Here is a 16,189-nt window from a genome sequence, read left to right on the forward strand (position 1 = left end):
CCGTGGTGCACGTCCTGGCGCGCAGACCCGGACAGGCGCGGGAGGTCGCGGATCTCGCCGAAATGCGGGCGCGGCTGAGCGGCTCGCCGGTCCGTTTCGAAGCGGGGTCCCTGACCGACCTGCGAGAGGTCCTGACGCGGACCCAGCCGACGGTCGTGCTGAACTGCGCCTCGCATCAGTCGCCGTGGGAGCGGATGACAAGCCCGTCGGAGTGGACGAACCTGCTGCGCCGTGGCGGTTTCGGGCTCACTCTGCCCCTCCAAGCCGGACCCGCGATCTCGCTCGCCCGGGCGGTGGCGGCGGCCAGCCCGAAGTCGCTGCTGGTCAACGGCTGCTTCCCGGACGCGGTCAACCCCCTGCTGAAAGCCCTGGGACTGCCGGTGTTCTGCGGCATCGGCAACGTGCAGACCCTCGCCGCCGCACTGCACGCGACGCTGCCCGCCGACGACACCCGGACGCTGCGCGTGCTCGCCCACCACGTCCACCTGCACGCACCCGACGACGCCGCCGACGAAGCGCTGGCCTGGCTGGACGACGCGCCGCTGACCGACGTCACGGCCCGGCTGGCCAAGCTCCGCGCGGTCGACCGCCGCGAGCTGAACGCGGTGACCGGGCACGCCGTTGCCTTGCTGGTCGAAAACCTGCTGACCGGCGCGGACACCCGGACGAACGTACCGGGACCGCTCGGGCTGCCCGGCGGATACCCGGTGCGGATCCGCGACAGCTCGCTGACTCTCGACCTGCCCGTCGAGGAAGACGTCGCGGTGCGGCGAAACCAGCGCGACGGGCGCCGGGACGGAGTCGTGGTCGAGGGGTCCGACGTCGTATTCGGCGAAACCGCGCGCGCGGCCCTGCTGCCGCACCTGCCCGACGTCGCGGCCGGATTCCCGGTCCAGGACACCGCTTCCGTCTGCGACCGCCTCCTGGAGCTGCGCGACCGGCTGCGCTCCCCTGCCCCTGTCCCGAACGAGGAGGAGCGATGGCCGTCCCTCGCGCGTCCCGGAACCTGATCACCGACTACTACGCCCGGATCCGCGCGGAAATCGAACGCCGCGTGCCCGCTCCGGTCACCTCGGCGGGCCGGTTCGCTCCCGGCTCCGCGCTGCCGGACCTCGACCCCGCGACCCGGGAGTACTTCTCCGTCGCGACCGCCGCGTGGGGCCCGCTGGCGGAGATCGACGGCCACTCGATCCGGCTGCTCGACCTCACCGGCAACCCCGGCACCCACACGACGAAAACCTTCGCCTCCCTGCTGATCGTCGCCAGGGCGGTCGAGCACGTCCGGCGCACCGGCGAGCCGATCGTGATCTTCACGCCGACGTCCGCGAACAAGGGCGTGGCCCTGCGCGACGCGGTGGACCGCGCGATCGCGACCGGTCTCGTGCGGCCCGACCAGCTCCGGGTGATCGTGCTCGCGCCCGCCCGTTCCGAGTCGAAATTCCGCTCCAGCGCACTGTCCCGGGAGCCGGAGCTGGCCCGCCGCAATCCGGTGCTGCTGCTCGACAGCCCGCGACCGGAGCAGGTCAAAGACCTCGCCCGCGAATTCGTGGCCCGCGAAGAAGTCCGCCCCGGTTCTCCGCGCCTGTGGTTCACCCTCGACCTCGACAACTACCTGGTCGCCGACGCCGCCCGGGCCTTCCTCGAAAACGACGTGGACCCCGCCCGCGGCAACCGCTGGCACGCGCACGCCGTGTCGAGCGCGTTCGGCCTGCTCGGCTACCACCAGGGCCGGGAACAGCTCGAAGCCGCGCGCGAGGCGGATCCGGCCACGCATCCGGGTTTCCTGCTGGTCCAGCACCTCGGCGCGCCCGACATGGTGCTGAGCCTGCTCCACGGCGGCCACGACCCCGCGAACGCGCCCCGGTACCGCCGCTCGGCCGGGCACTACGTCCAAGACGCCGACCCGCACTTCCCGCTGTCCACAGAGGACCCGGACGAGGTGCTGGAGCCGACGTTCTACACCCGCCGCCCGGCCACCTCGCAGACGATGGACCCGCTCGTGCGGCGGTTCGGCGGGACCGGGATCGTCGTGTCCCGGCAGGAGTGCGCGAACCGGTACGCGGCGGTCCGCGACCTGCTGAACGCCGCTGGCCGGCCGATGCCCGACGACCACGCCGAGCTGCGGGAATGGTCGCTGGTGATGGCGATGACCGGGGTGTTGAACGCGATCGAGCGGCGGTTGGTCCCGGCGGGCACCGAGATCGTCCTGCACGCGTCGGGGACGTACACCGCCGCCGACTACCAGCCGATCGAACCGGCGGCGCTCGTGCCGGTCACCGGTTTGGACCAGGTGAGTGCGGCGGTGGACGCGGCGCTGGCCGTCCCGGCGGGGCGATGACCGTGCGGGCGCTGCGCATCACCGGCCCGCTCGACCGGGCGGAGCTGTCTGCCGTCCTGAAGCGGATCGCCGGCCGGCTTCCGGACGATCCACCCTCCACAGTGGACGCTCTTCCGGAGGACCACGACCTCTCCGCACCTCCGCTGCAGGCAAGCCTGCGTTCTCTCGCCGAGGACGAGCACGTACTGCTGGTCGCGCTGCCCCACGCCACTCACCTGCGGTTCGGGCAGTTCCTGGCACACCTCGTCGCCGAACTTTCCGGCTCCCCCGCACCCGAGTTCACCCCGGCCGTCGCAGCGAGCCACCCGATCCGCTCCCGGCTCGACCTGGCCCCGTCCGGCCGCTGCGCCCGGTTGACCACCGAACTCGACGCGCGCTTCGCCGGTCAGCCCGGTTCGGTCTTCCTCACCGCGATCGCCTTGCTGCTGCGGCGCTACACCGGCACCGGTGCGATCACGCTCGGTCTGTCCGACGGCACGGCGCTCGTCGTCGACCTCACTGAGGATCGGCCGGTCTCGACCGCACTCAACGACATCGCCACCGCCCAGCGCACGGTGGCCACCGGAATCGAAGTAGCGGTCGCGGTCGACGAATTCCTCGACCATTCGAGCCTGAGCGCTTTCGCCCTGGGCGAGGACGGCGAACCCGTCGAGGCAGGCGGGCTGAGCCTGAAACCGGTCGCCCGTTCCTCGACGCCGCACGACCTGGAGATCGTCCTGACCCTGCGGACGAACCGCCCCCGGATCTCGTGGCTCGGGCACCTGCCGGAGTCCCTCCTCTCCGACCTCGCCGCCGACCTGCCCACCCTGCTGACCGAGATCCTCGACCACCCGGAGCGGTCCACGGCGGACTTGCTCCCGCGCGCCCGCGGCGATCGAACGTCGACCCTCGAGACCTCCAGCGACACCCCGTTCCCCGCCGACGCGACCTCGATCGCGCACCGGTTCGCCGAAATCTGCCAACGGTTCCCCGCCAACCCGGCGATCCTCACCGACACCGAGACCCTCACCTACGAAGAACTCGCCGCCCGCGCGGCCGGGACCGCCGCCCTGCTGCGGTCTGACACCGGCCCAGTCGGGTTGCTGCTCCCGCACGGACCAGCGCACATCGTCGCGATCGTCGCCGCCGTCCTCACCGGACGGCCGTACGTGCCGCTAGACCCGCACCATCCGCCCGACCGGCTGGCCGCGATCCTGGCCCACGCAGGCGCCACCACGGTCCTGACCGACCCGCAACACCAGCCCCTGTGCGATCGGATCGCCCCCACGCTGACCGTGCACCATCTGTCCACAGTGAAGCTCCGGCTGGAGGACATCGCCGCGTCCGGCGATTCCCTCGCCTACGTCCTGTACACCTCGGGGTCGACCGGCAAGCCGAAGGCGGTAGCGCAGCCGCACGCGAACGTCCTCTTCCAGGTCCGCAACCACGTCGGCAACTTCCGGATCAGCCCCGCCGACCGGCTCGGCCTGCTCACGTCCTTCGGCTTCGACATGGCCGTCACCGACCTGTTCTCCGCCCTGCTCAGCGGTGCCGCGGTGGTGCCTTTCGACGTGGCCGCGCACGGCGTCGCCGCACTCGGCGAGGTCCTCACGAAACACGAGGTGACGGTCTACCACTCGACGCCGACGATGTTCCGCTACCTGACCGACTCCCTCGGCGACCGTCGCCTGCCCGCCCTGCGCGCGGTTCTCCTTGGCGGCGAGCAGGTGCGTCGCGACGACGTGGAACGAGCGCGCCGCGTCGGTGCGCCAGACTGCGTGTTCGTCAACGGCTACGGCGCCACCGAGATCAGCTTCGTCACGCAGCACCATCTGGGCCCCGATGCGCAGGTCGACGGCGAAGTGATCCCAGTCGGCCGCCAGTTGCCGGGCGTCGAGGTCGTCCTGCTCGATCCGGCGGGCCGCCGCACCTGCCTGCGCGGCGAAATCACCGTGCTCAGCCAGCACGTCGCGCCGGGCTACTGGCGAGATCCGGCCGCCTCCGCCGGGAAGTTCGTGACGATCGACGGCGTGCCCGCCTACCGCACCGGAGACCTCGCCCGCCGACTGCCGGACGGAACCCTCCTGCACCTGGGCCGCGCCGACCGGCAGGTGAAAATCCGCGGTTACCGGGTCGAACTCGGCGAGGTCGAAGCGGCCCTGTGCGCTCAGCCCGGGGTCGCGCAGGCCGTCGCCGTCGCCGGACAGAGCGAGATCCTCGCGTACGTCGTGCCACGGGGCTCGCGCCCGGATCCGGAGCCGTTGCTCGACGCACTCGCCGGGAAGCTGCCGCACTACATGGTCCCGCGCTCCGTCACCGTCCTCGATACGTTCCCGCTGACCAGCACCGGAAAGGTCGACGTCCGCGCGCTACCCGCTCCGTCGCCGACCCGTCGCCCTCCGGGCGACGTACCCCAGGCGATCACCCGCGCCTGGTCAACCGTGCTTGGACTGCCGAACCCGCCGATGGACAAAGACTTCTTCGCACTTGGCGGACACTCCGCACAGGTCCCGGTGCTGAAACGCCTGCTGGAGAAGGAACTCGGCGTAGAGATCCCCCTCGGCCGGTTCTTCGACCACCCCACGATCACCGCGCTCGCCGATTCCCTGTCAGCCAGCTCCGACGGCACCCTGGACCGGGTCGGCGACCGCATGTCCCGCCGCCGCGCCGCCCGGGCAGGACAGCGTTCCCGATGACCGAGGACATCGCGATCATCGGCATGGCGTGCCGCGTCCCCGGCGCGACGAGCCCGGAGGCGTTGTGGCGCAACCTGTTCGCAGGCGTCGACCCGATCCGCCGCTACTCCGACGAAGAACTGCGCGCCGCCGGAGTCGAGGAATCACTGCTGCGCGACCCTGGTTTGGTGCGCGCAGTCGGCCACCTCACCGGAATCGCCGACTTCGACGCCGAGTTCTTCGGCTACAGCGCGGACGAGGCCGCACAACTCGATCCGCAACACCGGCTTCTGCTGGAAACCTCGTGGTCAGCCTTCGAGGACGCGGGCTACGACCCGGCTTCGTGCCCGGACACCGGAGTCTTCGCCAGCGTCAGCCCGAGCTGGTACGAGCACTACCGCCTGGCCGGCGCCTGGCCCGGCGCGCATCCAGTAGGTGCCGCGACCGACCATGCCGCCGCCCGCGTGTCCTACGCACTCGGCCTTTCCGGCCCAAGCCTCGCCGTGCAAAGCGCGTGCTCGTCTTCGCTGGTCGCGGTATGCCTGGCCGCGCAAAACCTCGCCGACTTCCGCTGCGACCTCGCCCTCGCCGGCGCCGCGGCCATCCCCTACCCGGCCCGCCTGGCCGCGGACGACGGCCTGGTCTCGCTGTCCGGCCGCTGCCGCACCTTCGACGCCGACGCAGACGGCTCGGTCTTCGGCAGCGGCTCCGGCGCCGTCCTGCTCAAACGGCTCGCCGACGCGCTGGACGACGGCGACGCCATCCACGCGGTCATCCGAGGCTGGGCAATCAACAACGACGGCGACCGCCCCGAGTACCGCACTCCCAGCGGCAGCGGACAGGCCGCCGTCGTGCTGGAAGCGTTGCGGGCCGCGGAATTCGACGCCGTCAGCTACGTAGAAGCACACGGCAGCGGCACCCTTCTCGGCGACGCACTGGAGGTCGACGCCCTAGACCGCGCCTTCCGGCTCGCCGGGATCCCCGGGTGCCTTCTCGGTTCGGTGAAGCCCGCGATCGGCCACCTGGACGGGGCGTCCGGGGTCGTCGGCCTGATCAAGTCCGCCCTAGTCGCCCGGCACGGCACCGTCCCGCCGACCGCGCACTTCCGCCGTCCGAACCCGCACCTCCCCCTCTCCGGCGCTTTTACGGTCAACACCGAGCCCTTCGAACTGATCGCACCCCGCCGAGTCGGAGTCAGCTCATTCGGCCTAGGCGGGACGAACGCGCACGTGCTCCTGGAACAACCCCCGCCGCTCCCTCGCCCGGCGGCCTGCTCCCAGCACCTCCTCGTCCTGTCCGCCCGCAGCCCGCAGGCCTTGGCGACTGTTTCGGCCCAGCTGCGGGATCACCTGGACCGCTCGCCCGACCTGCCACTGGCCGACGTAGCTTTCACCCTGGCCACCGGTCGCCGGGCCTGGCCCTTCCGGCAGTTCGAGATCGTCGCCAACGGTTCCCCGTCCACCGAGCTGGCGAACCTCGGCAGGCTGTGGACAGAGGGCGGCACGCCGGACTGGTCGGCAGTCTTCGCACCCGGCCACCGCCGAGTGTGGTTGCCGACCTATCCATTCGAACGCACCCACCAGTGGGCCAAAGGGGTTCCGGTGCTGCCCGAATGAGGCCAGGTCATCGTCAGGTCAGGCGACTTTCACCGCCGCCAGCCCAACGTCGCGCAGCCCGGAAGCTCCGCCCTGCCCGAGACAGCCCGCAAGCGCCCAGCCGGGGTCAACGCGCGTCGCACAACCGCGCATCACTCGCCCGCACCAGCGAAGCGCCGAGCTCCGTCGCCGTATGCAGCACCTTCCGCCCCGCCCGCACCGTCATGATCAGCCCGGCATTGCGCAACGCACTCGCGTGCTCCGAAGCCGACGACAAGCTCACCCCGGCCTGCACCGCGAGCTCCGTGGTCCCGCGCGGCACGACCGCGGCCCGCAAAATCGCCGCCCGGCGCGCCCCCACCAGTGCCGACAAGCCGTCACCGCTCGATCGACCCGGGCCGCTCCGCGCGGACACGCCCGGGATCGGATACACGACGGTCACCGGTTCGCCCGGCCCGCCCGGGATCACCACCGTCTCGGGGGCCAGGCACGACGGCACGAAGTCCAGCCCGTGCGGCGCGGGCAGGTCCCGGTCGGCGGGACTGCCGATCTCCACCACGTTCCCGAGCTGCCCGATCCCCGCGGACACCGAGCCGATCGCTCTCGCCACGCCCTGGCGCAGCATGATGTGCCCCCGCTGGGCCAGGTCCGCTTGCGCGGTCGCCACGATCTCGGCCCACTGCGGTTCCACCAAGCCGCGGTATCCCTCCTCGACGGCCTTGACCAGCGCCGTTCTCGCGTCGTCGCTTCCGGACGCGAGGTCGTGCAGCCACCCGGCGGGCCGCTTCAGCCGGAACGTCGCCGCGAGGTCGGCGCGCACCCGGTCGGCGGGCAGGGCCGCGAGGTCGTCCAGCGCGGAGCCGATCTCGGCGCGGCGCGAGACGAGGAAGTCCGGCACCTCGCCGCGCGCGGAGAACAGGTCGAACAGCGGCCGGATCGGCCGGGGCGGCCGGAGCCGGACCGGGAAATGCCCGGCGGGACGCGCGTCCCTTCTCAGCCGGCACAGCGCGCCGAGCAGTTCGACAACCGGGAGGGGGCCTTCGAGAAATCGGACGGACTGAAATGACTCCAGGGTCAGATGAAGCCGGATCACTATACCACCGATCTGACAGAAACGCCGTTTAATCCCCCTCCAGGCGAAGTCAATCAGGCCCGCGTACACGAAGAATACAATCGTCGTGCTGACGGTTCAGCTACGGCTGCTAAACACGTCTGAAAAGTATTTCCTCGTCCGGCGATCGATGTCGTTTCCGGTATTTCCCGCCCCGGGAGGCGTCAGCGCGCGGGCGACTCGGCCATCGCGGCGATCAGCGAGGCGGGGCGCAGGTCAGTCCAGTTTTCGTTGACGTAGTCCAGGCACTCCGCCCGGGACGCCGGTCCGTGGACGGTCGTCCATCCGGCGGGCACGGCGGCGAACTCGGGCCACAGCGAGTGCTGATTCTCGGCATTGACCAGGACGAGGTAAACCCCATTCTCGTCTTCGAACGGATTGGTCACAGCGTTCTCCTATTCCGGTCGGCGACAGCACCGCGCTGAGAGCAGGATAGACCAGCATTGCCACGACGACGAGCAGTGTGCGCCAAGACTGCCCGGTTCCGGAATTCTTCGCCGGAATCGGTTCAGCAAGACAAGCGGCGGGCCGGAAGGCGCTCCGGCCCGCCGCCGGCTCAGAACGGCTTGGCCGGCAGGTACTTGCCGTCCAGGGTGATCACGGCCCGTGAGCCGCCCTCGGGGTCGTCGACCTTCTTCACGTCGAGCTTGAAGTTGACGGCCGAGATGATCCCGTCGCCGAACTGCTCGTGGATGAGCGCCTTCAAGGTCGTTCCGTAGACCTGCAGGATCTCGTAGAAGCGGTACATGGTCGGGTCGGTCGGCACCCGCTCCGGGATCGACCCGCGGACCGGCACCGTCTGCAGCTGCAGCGCGGCGTCGTCGTCCAGGCCGAGCAGCGAGGCCACGGCCTCGGCGGACCCCTTCGGCAGCGGATGCTGGCCGAGGACCGCGGCGGTCGTGAACACCGGCGACAGACCGGCGGCGTCGGCGAGCTGCTGCCAGGTGAGGCCCTCGCGGGTCTTGGCCTCCACCGCCTTCGCGGCCAGCGCCTCGCGGACGGCCGGGTCGAACTGGGAGTGCACCATGGGAGTCCTTTCCTCGGAGGGACCGCTTGCCGCCGCGCCGCCGGGGAGTTCAGCGGGACAGGACGCGCTCGTGCAGTCGCCGGACCACCAGCCGCGCGGACTCGAAGGCCCCAGCCTGCCAGGCGGTGAGGTGCGTGAGCCAGTCCCCGGCGAAGTACACCCGTCCGGCCGGTTTGCCGAGCAGCTGGTAGGCCGGGGTGCCGAGCGGGGGCATGGCCCACGCGCTTTCGAGGTGCGGCACGAGATGCCAGGCGACCGAGAACGAGTTCGCCAGTTCCGTGCGGTGCTTCGCGCCGTGAATTTTCACGCCCTGCTCCACCGCTCGCTGCACCCGCCGGTCCGGGGAAAGCTCCCCGTATTGGCGGGCGTGGTTGCCGTAGCAGTAGTTCACGAGCAGCCCGCGCGCTCCGTGGAAACCGTGCGACGGATACCAGAGGCGTTCGATGTCCAGGTCGGTGTCGGTGATCCCGCCGTAGATCCGGTAGTCGGTCTCCCACCACCGGCTGCGGTACTCCAGGCCGATCTTCGCGGCCGTGCCGAGCTGCCACTTGCCGAGCGCGGCCTGGACGTCCGCGCCGAGGTTGTGCGGAATCCGGGCGAGCACCTGCGGCGGGAGCGCGGCGACGCAGAAATCGGCGACGAGGTGGCCTTCCTTGCCGTTCCGCTCGAGGAAGGTGACGCCGACCTTGTCCGGCGCGTTGACGATCCTGGTGACCTCCGTGCCCAGCCGCAGGCGCTGCGGTCCGAGCACGCGGGCCAGCGCCATCGGGATCCGGTCCATGCCGCCGACCGGCTGGAACATCAGCATCGCCTGCTCGTAGGTGAAATCGAAGGAGAAGTACCGGCCGGCGCCGTCGGCGAGCGTCTGGGCCAGCGAGGGCACCGGGCCCAGCGGCACGCCCGCCTGGTCGCCCGCGCCCGGATCGGTCGAGTAGCCGCGCCGGGACGAGCCGACGTAGCGCCGGCCCGCCGCCTTGTCCCCGATCGCGCCCCAGTCCCGCAGGAAATCGAGAAGCCGTTCTTTGTCCGTCGCGGTGAGTTCGCTGTCCAGTGCGCCCTGGTCGGTCGCCTTGGCGAGCAGTTCGCTGACATATCCGTACACGTCGGCTTTGGCGGTCCGGATCCGCTGCGGCTGCTGCATTCCGGCCGCTTCGTTGAAAACGAAACCGCTCGCGTTGGTATTCGTGAAAACCTCGATCGGCACCCCGAGTTCACGGCAGTAATCGAGCGTGACCATCCATTGCGCGATCCGCGCCGGGCCCGCGTTCAGATAGATTCCTTCACTGAAAGCGGCGGTTTGCGTATTTCCGCGCACATCGGTCTGCACCGTACCGCCGCGCACGGTGAAGTTCCGCCCGCCCGGACGATCGGCCGCCTCCAGAACGGTGCAGTCGTAGCCGCCCTTCGTCAGTTCGTACGCAGTCGCCAGCCCGGCGACGCCGCCGCCGAGAATCACCACTTTCGCCGCTCCGCGCCCGGTCAGCGTGAAATCCGACCGGCGCGGCGGCTCGTAACCCGCGCTCGCGCGGGCCGTCGGCGCGAGACCCAGCGCCCCCATCGTCGCGAACATCGCGCCCGCGCCGCCGGCCGCTCCCATTGCCGAAATAAACCGCCGTCTGCTCAATCCCGGCGGCAGGACAGAACCAGCCATCGGACATCTTCCCCTCTCCCCAAGAACCGCAAGACATAAGGATTTCCTTAGTGCGGCGAAGCTGCGGCGAGCCTACTGCAGATCGCGCGAGCCGCTCAATACAACATTCCGGGTAACCACCCTGAGCCGGACCGGGTTATGTCTTTGCTCGCATTACGTCTTCCGCACCGCGGACCGTGCCGCGCTTCCGTATCCGTTGCACCATCTGGCAGCCGAATTCAGCGAAAACCCGGGAAACGCGCGTTCCCGCCCCGCCCCGCACTCGATTCCGTGTTCGGCGCCGAATCCTTCTCCCTTTCCCGGGCGTTTCCGCCAGCGGTGGAATATGCCCGTCGGACACCGGACCGCGCGACAGGATAAAGTGCGGGCGGAGCGAGGGGGCGCGATGACGGCAGGCCACGGGCAGTCCCAGTTGCGCTCGGCCGTTCTCGCGCACGCCTGGCGGCGGATCCCGGACGTCGAGGTCCTTTCGGCGGGCGACGGCGGTCCGCTGACCCGCACGATCAAGAAGATCCTCGATCCGCTCGTCATCCGTACCGCGGCCAGGCCTCGCCTGGGCCGCCCGCTGCTGGATCCGCCCGCCGCGGCGGAAGTGACCGAGCTGCTGCTGGCCGATTCGGCGCGGCTGCGCGCCACTGCGGCGTGGTTCACCCACCTGAAGCGGCAACGCCGGGCCCTGCGCATCACGGCGGGAAACGTCCAGGACGTGTGCTTCCCGCTCGCCTACGAACTCGCGACCACCTTCGGCATGCCGGACGCCGCCGCGCCGGAGCGGGCCGCGTCGACGCTGCGCGAATGGCACGGCGAAGACGGTGCGGCCGGGGTCGATCAGTTGAGCCGCTACTTGGCCGCCCCCCAGCCCACGGCCGACTTGACCGCCGAACTGCGCCGCCGCTGGCACACCACACCACACCCGTACCAGACAGCCGACGCCGCAGCGCTGCTCGCCGCGGTCGTCAACGGCTTCACTGACGAGGCTTGGCAGGCGCTCGCCGACTCCCCCGCCGGACATGCGTTCGGCCTCGCGTTGCGTCAGCCCGGAGGCGCCGCCGCACTCGCCCGGGCCGTCCGCGAGGTTTCCGGCCTGCCCGCGCCTGATCTCGGCCTTCAGCGCGGCGAACGCACCGCCGTGCCCCCGCTGAACCAGCGCGACGAAACGGGCAGCGAGCTTCTCGAACGCAGCATCGAACGCCGGGTCCGCGCCACCCTGCGCCGCCTGCCCGCCGCTGACCAGAACCCCGTCGCCGGTCTCGTCGACGAAGAACTCAGCCGTACGGCCGCCGGATTCGGGCTTGAATTACCCGTGCTGGCAACGTGTTTCGCGCTCGGCGTCGTCCTCGCACCCGCGCTTCGGCCACTCGACGGGCCCCGGGGCGACCTCCCGGAATTCGCGCAGCGGCTCAACGCTCAGGTCGCCAGGGAGGGCTACGTCCTGTACGCACGCCGAGCGCTGGCCGGTTCGACGCCCCTCATCGCGCAACCGGACGCCGAGGTCCTGCGAGAACTGCGCGAGTTCGCGAAGCGGTTCCTCGCGCGGCTGTGGGTCCGGTTGCACGGCTTCGACGTCAGCGGCGAGTTTCCGGCCGCCGCGGCCGACATCCGGGACCTGCTCACCGGGGTCGTCCGCTCGACGTCGCTGGATCTGCGGACGAAGGTGCGCCGCGCCCTCGTCGCCAGCCTGCCGCGACTGGAGGCTGCCTCGTGACCCATCCAGTGCACACTCCAGTCATCGCGGCGGACGGCGGCCTCATCCGCTTCGCGCTGGCCGACCTGCTCGGCGGTTCGGTGGCGTCGATGCGGATCGAACTCACCGAGGCCAGCGCGGCCGAACCGTGGCTGACCAGGCTCGTCGGCACCGAAGCCAGCTTGACCGCACTCCGCGACGGGCACGTCGACCTCCCGGCCCAGCCGGAACTGGCCCACCTCGCCCTTCTGCTGTGGGCCCGCCGCTGGTGGCCCGCCAGCCCGACCCTCGGCATCCCGTCGCTCGACCCGGCGCTGCTGGACTTGGAAGCGGCCGTCGCGACCATGGCAGTGGAGGACGTCGCCGAGGGCCTGCTCGACGGCTTCGAAGCCAGTCCGGGAGAGCTGTTCGACGCGGCGAATGGCTTGTTCGCTGCCGCCGGATCGGTGGCCGAGGAAACCCGGCAGCTGTGCACGCAGCTCTCCACCTGGTTCGACCGCCAGGACGACCTCGAACGAGCCGAAGTCGCGGCCGACCTGGCAGCACGGGTTGCCCCTGGTCAGCGTGCGTACGCCTTGGCTGCCGGTGCTGGCCCCTCCGCGTCCGGCGAGGGCGTGCTGGCCGAGGGACGCGCGAGTGTCGATTGGGCCCGGGTCCCGCCGGGCGTTCTGGACGCTGCGGACGACACCGTGACCTGGCGGATCGTCGCGACCAGGACCGCCGCCCGGCTCGAGGTCGAAGTCACGGGTGCGCTCGACGACGCATCCCTCACTGCCGTCGCGACTCACGACAGCGAGCCCTTCGCCGAAGCCGCCCTGCACCTCGGCAGCGCGGGATTCGCCGGAACCGCAGACCTGGACGAAGCCGGGACCGGACTGGCGGCGACGTCCTCCAACCGGATCGGTCTCGTCGTCGGCGCGGCAGACCCGGACGTCAACGGGACCACGTCGGAGGACCGGGCCGAAGTGATCTCCTTGGCGCGGGCCCGCGAAGCGCTGCCGCCCGCCGCACGGACCTTGGCCGAACGCGCCGTCGCCGACGAGGAGTTCTGACGTGCTCGCCGGGTTGCCGCCGCCGCTCGAGCCGCCGGACCGGCCGCTGCCCCCAGAACTCGCCGGCGCGGTTTCACACGGGTACAACTGTCGTTGCGTCGCAAAGCATTTCTGTCTCGATCCGGCGGCTTACCAGGAGCTGCCCGCGTGCTCGCTGACCGAAACCGAGTACCACGAACTGCTCACCGAAGCCTTCGCTGTCCAAGCCGAGGCCAAGCAACTCGCCGCGGCGCGGGATGTCGCCGGTGCTCAGCGGGCTTACGCACGGATGCGTCAGCTCGCCCAGCAACTCGACCGGGTCAGTCTCGAAGTCGCCGCCGTCAGCGATCTGGCCACCGTCTGCTACTCCGCGGGCGACCTCCGCAACGCGCGCCAGTGCGCGGAAGCCGTGCTCAGCGTCTTCGCCGTGAGCACCGCCGCCATTGTCCACTTCGGACAGTATGCCGAACTGCGGATGATCGAGGGTTCCCGCGAGGTAGCGGAACGCGTCCTCATCTCACTGTCCACTGAGGAGGGTGACCTCGACCGGGCCCGTGAGCTGCTCGGCGATCAGCGACGTCGCGCGGTGTTCCGGAAGGCGGCCGAACCCGGCCAGTTCCCGCGCGAGCAGCTCGACCCGTACGGCGCCGACGAGCTGGAATTGCGCATCCTCGAAGTGCGCGTGCAGGTGGCCGCCGGGGATCCGGCCGGAGCGCGCGACGCGATCGACGAGATCCTGACCGACCTCGACCGCATCGCGGACATCGACGAGGTCCGCGTCCAGGTGGCGGCGCTGCAGACGATGGCACGGGCCGAACGCGCCCGCATCCGCCAAGCAGGCGGCGAGGAAGCAGACGCGACCGCGGACCTGCTGCGGCTCGCCTCCCGCCGCGACGGTCCGGCAGCGGCGAAATTCGCCATCGGGCTGGCCGAAACCCGCGCGCTCGACGGCGACCTCCCCGGCGCGATCGCGGCGATCGTCAAGGCCAGGGACGAACTCGCCGCCGCCGGAGTGACCGGAGACGTGGCCGAGGCAAGCTACGCGCTTGGCACGTTGCTGCTGCTCGCCGACGAAGTCGCGCAGGCGCGAGACCAGTTCGAACACGCGGGAAAGCTGTGGGCGGCAAGCGGAGACACCCCGGGCGCGCGTCGACTCGCGTCGGCGCTGGCTCGCTGTGCAGCTGCCGAGGAAGACTGGCCGGCCGCGGAAAAGCACGCGGCCGATCTTCAAACCGCGGCCCGCGATTCGGGCGAATGGCTGGAGTGCCTGCGCGCCGACTACCTGTCGGCCACGATCGGCTACGCACGCGGCGAAGACCCGCGAGCGGTGCTGGACCTGCTGCTCCCGGTGGCCCTCGCCGCGCAGGAGTACCGGTTCGCCTTCGCGTCGGCCCAGGCGCGCACAGCGTGGGCGAACAGCGTCGCGGGCCCGGCGACGGAACTGCTGATGGTCCTGCTGACCCAGCTCGGCGAAACGCGCCTTATCGCGGAGCTGATCGAACGGACCTGCGCGGTCGGCGCGTACCCGGAGGACCGTTCCCTGAACCTGACCGGCGAACTCCCCGCGCTGGCGACGCCGCCCGCCGAGGCCGATCAACTTCCGTTGGCAGCACTGGGTTCGGTCACCTCGTCGCTCCCGCTCCGGCTCGCCCCGCCGCCCGGTCTGCGCTGGTCGCCGTCTTCGCCGATGGAACTGGACGACTGGTCCCGGCTGGCCGACGAGCGTTACGGGTGCGTCTCGGCAACTCGGACGGTCGAGACCTGGCCTGCCGCCGAACCCGGTCGAGAGACGTTCATCCTGCGCTACGCCGACGCCGGGCACACCTACCTCAGCTGGCGCACCACCAGCGACCTCGACACCGTCCACACGCACCCGATCGACGCCGATCTCGTCGACACCGCGCGCGGGTTCCTCGCCGAGGCTTCCCCGACGCCGCGGGAAGGCGAGCGGATCGCCGACGCCGTCCGACGATCGCTCGACGCCTTCTCCTCCGGAGAACAACGCCTCGCCCGCGTCCTCGCGCTCAACCTCCTGCCCGCCGACCTCGTAGCGCGACTCCGGCGAGCCACGCGCCCGCTGCTCCGAATCCAGCCGTCACCGGCGCTCGCCGCGGTCCCGTGGGGCCTGCTCGCCCTGCCGGACCGGCGGCCGGACCACGTGCTCGACGCCGACGAGGTCGACACCTGCTTCGACAGCGACCTCCGGATCCTCGACGTCGCCGACGTCTCCCTCCTCGCCCCCGCCGGAATCCCGCGCCGCGAGCCAGGCCCCGCCGGACCGCCTGTCTACCTGCTCGATCCGCGGATCCCCGGCCAGAGCGCGTTCGGCGAGCTGGGTTCGGTCCTCGGCAAGCAAGACGCGACCTCGCCGCTGATCCGCCACCTCGACGCCCGGCTCGCCGCGGGCCCCGTCCGCCCCGCCGCCGCGCGCGGCCTGGACCTGGTCCGCCGCACCGACACCGACCGGCGACTGCTCGCCGCGGCACTGGCCGAACCGTGTTCGCGGCTGGTGTTCGCGGGGCACGTCAGCCGCATCCAGGACGTCCACGGAGCGCAGACCGCGCTCCATCTGTCCTGCTCGGCCGACCTGCCCGGCACCGCCGCGCCGATCGGCGCGCACCGGCCGTTCACCGCCGCCGACCTGGCACTGTCCGAAGTGGACATGCCCGCGCGGGCGGCGCTGATCGGCTGCGCGAGCGCGAGCGACTTCGGCCTGCCCGAACCGTTCGGCGTGCTGCTCGCCGCCGTCGCGTCCGGGGCCGGGCTGGTGGCCGCGACGGTGTGGGCGCTGCCGACTTCCGCCGCGGTGTCCGGTGCGGATCCGATGGCCGAACTGATCATCGCCGTCGACACCGCGCTGGCCGGACCGGATCCGGTCGCCGAGCTCTGCGCGTGGCAGCGGAACCAGCTCGCGCGCTGGCGCGAACGGCCCGGGCCAGCCCGCTCCCCGGTCTTCTGGGCGGCTCTGACCTGTCTCGACGCCACCGACGACGGCAGGGCTTGGCCGCGGTAGCAGCCCACCCCTGACACCGACCTGACCAGCATCAACGCACCCCACGACCGCGAAACCTGGGTTCGGTAGCGGCCCGCCCGCCCGA

At 71.2% G+C, this 16,189-nt stretch carries 11 protein-coding genes; 7 read left to right on the plus strand and 4 right to left on the minus strand.

Features of this window, described 5'->3' with window-relative positions; all coding sequences use genetic code 11:
• Positions 1-2: 2 nt before the first annotated feature.
• Genes ACFORO_RS10875 through ACFORO_RS10890 form a run of 4 tightly spaced genes read left to right on the plus strand, consistent with a single transcriptional unit; the run spans position 3 to position 6,608 of the window.
• On the plus strand, positions 3-1,010 hold the full coding sequence (locus ACFORO_RS10875; RefSeq protein WP_377868607.1) for a hypothetical protein: 1,008 nt from the start codon (positions 3-5) through the stop codon (positions 1,008-1,010).
• Positions 980-2,338 (plus strand): DUF6002 family protein, encoded by a 1,359-nt coding sequence (locus tag ACFORO_RS10880; protein ID WP_377868606.1) that lies wholly within the window; start codon positions 980-982, stop codon positions 2,336-2,338. Before ACFORO_RS10875 ends, ACFORO_RS10880 begins: the two co-directional genes overlap by 31 nt.
• Positions 2,335-5,013 carry an amino acid adenylation domain-containing protein gene (locus ACFORO_RS10885; RefSeq protein ID WP_377868605.1) on the plus strand — a complete coding sequence of 893 codons (2,679 nt, stop codon included), beginning with the start codon at positions 2,335-2,337 and terminating at the stop codon, positions 5,011-5,013. Before ACFORO_RS10880 ends, ACFORO_RS10885 begins: the two co-directional genes overlap by 4 nt.
• Positions 5,010-6,608: a beta-ketoacyl synthase N-terminal-like domain-containing protein gene (locus tag ACFORO_RS10890; protein ID WP_377868604.1), complete on the plus strand. Its 1,599-nt coding sequence runs from the start codon at positions 5,010-5,012 to the stop codon at positions 6,606-6,608. Before ACFORO_RS10885 ends, ACFORO_RS10890 begins: the two co-directional genes overlap by 4 nt.
• A 106-nt stretch (positions 6,609-6,714) precedes the next feature.
• On the opposite strand, the gene ACFORO_RS10895 is transcribed toward ACFORO_RS10890, so the two are convergent.
• The 4 genes from ACFORO_RS10895 to ACFORO_RS10910 form a co-directional block, all read right to left on the minus strand.
• Positions 6,715-7,680, minus strand: a complete 966-nt coding sequence (locus ACFORO_RS10895; protein ID WP_377868603.1) for a hypothetical protein — start codon at positions 7,678-7,680, stop codon at positions 6,715-6,717.
• A 182-nt stretch (positions 7,681-7,862) separates the two neighbouring features.
• Entirely contained in the window at positions 7,863-8,084 is a 222-nt protein-coding gene (locus ACFORO_RS10900) for an MbtH family protein (RefSeq protein ID WP_354735033.1), read from the minus strand.
• A 170-nt stretch (positions 8,085-8,254) separates the two neighbouring features.
• Positions 8,255-8,725, minus strand: coding sequence for a cyanase (cynS, locus tag ACFORO_RS10905; RefSeq protein WP_377868602.1), 471 nt, complete (start codon positions 8,723-8,725; stop codon positions 8,255-8,257).
• Positions 8,726-8,774: 49 nt separating this feature from the next.
• Positions 8,775-10,322: a flavin monoamine oxidase family protein gene (locus ACFORO_RS10910; protein WP_377868601.1), complete on the minus strand. Its 1,548-nt coding sequence runs from the start codon at positions 10,320-10,322 to the stop codon at positions 8,775-8,777.
• A 439-nt stretch (positions 10,323-10,761) separates the two neighbouring features.
• On the opposite strand from ACFORO_RS10910, the gene ACFORO_RS10915 reads away from it, so the two are divergent.
• The 3 genes from ACFORO_RS10915 to ACFORO_RS10925 are packed head-to-tail and all read left to right on the plus strand — an operon-like array spanning position 10,762 to position 16,104.
• Positions 10,762-12,081, plus strand: a complete 1,320-nt coding sequence (locus ACFORO_RS10915; RefSeq protein WP_377868600.1) for a hypothetical protein — start codon at positions 10,762-10,764, stop codon at positions 12,079-12,081.
• A complete protein-coding gene (locus ACFORO_RS10920) occupies positions 12,078-13,112 on the plus strand; it encodes a hypothetical protein (protein ID WP_377868599.1) in 1,035 nt (344 codons plus the stop codon). The genes ACFORO_RS10915 and ACFORO_RS10920 overlap by 4 nt, the downstream gene beginning before the upstream one ends.
• Before the next feature lies 1 nt (position 13,113).
• Positions 13,114-16,104 carry a hypothetical protein gene (locus tag ACFORO_RS10925; protein ID WP_377868598.1) on the plus strand — a complete coding sequence of 997 codons (2,991 nt, stop codon included), beginning with the start codon at positions 13,114-13,116 and terminating at the stop codon, positions 16,102-16,104.
• Positions 16,105-16,189: the final 85 nt, after the last annotated feature.

The sequence above is a fragment of the Amycolatopsis halotolerans genome, from assembly GCF_042647905.1.
GTDB classification, from domain to species: Bacteria; Actinomycetota; Actinomycetes; order Mycobacteriales; family Pseudonocardiaceae; genus Amycolatopsis; species Amycolatopsis halotolerans.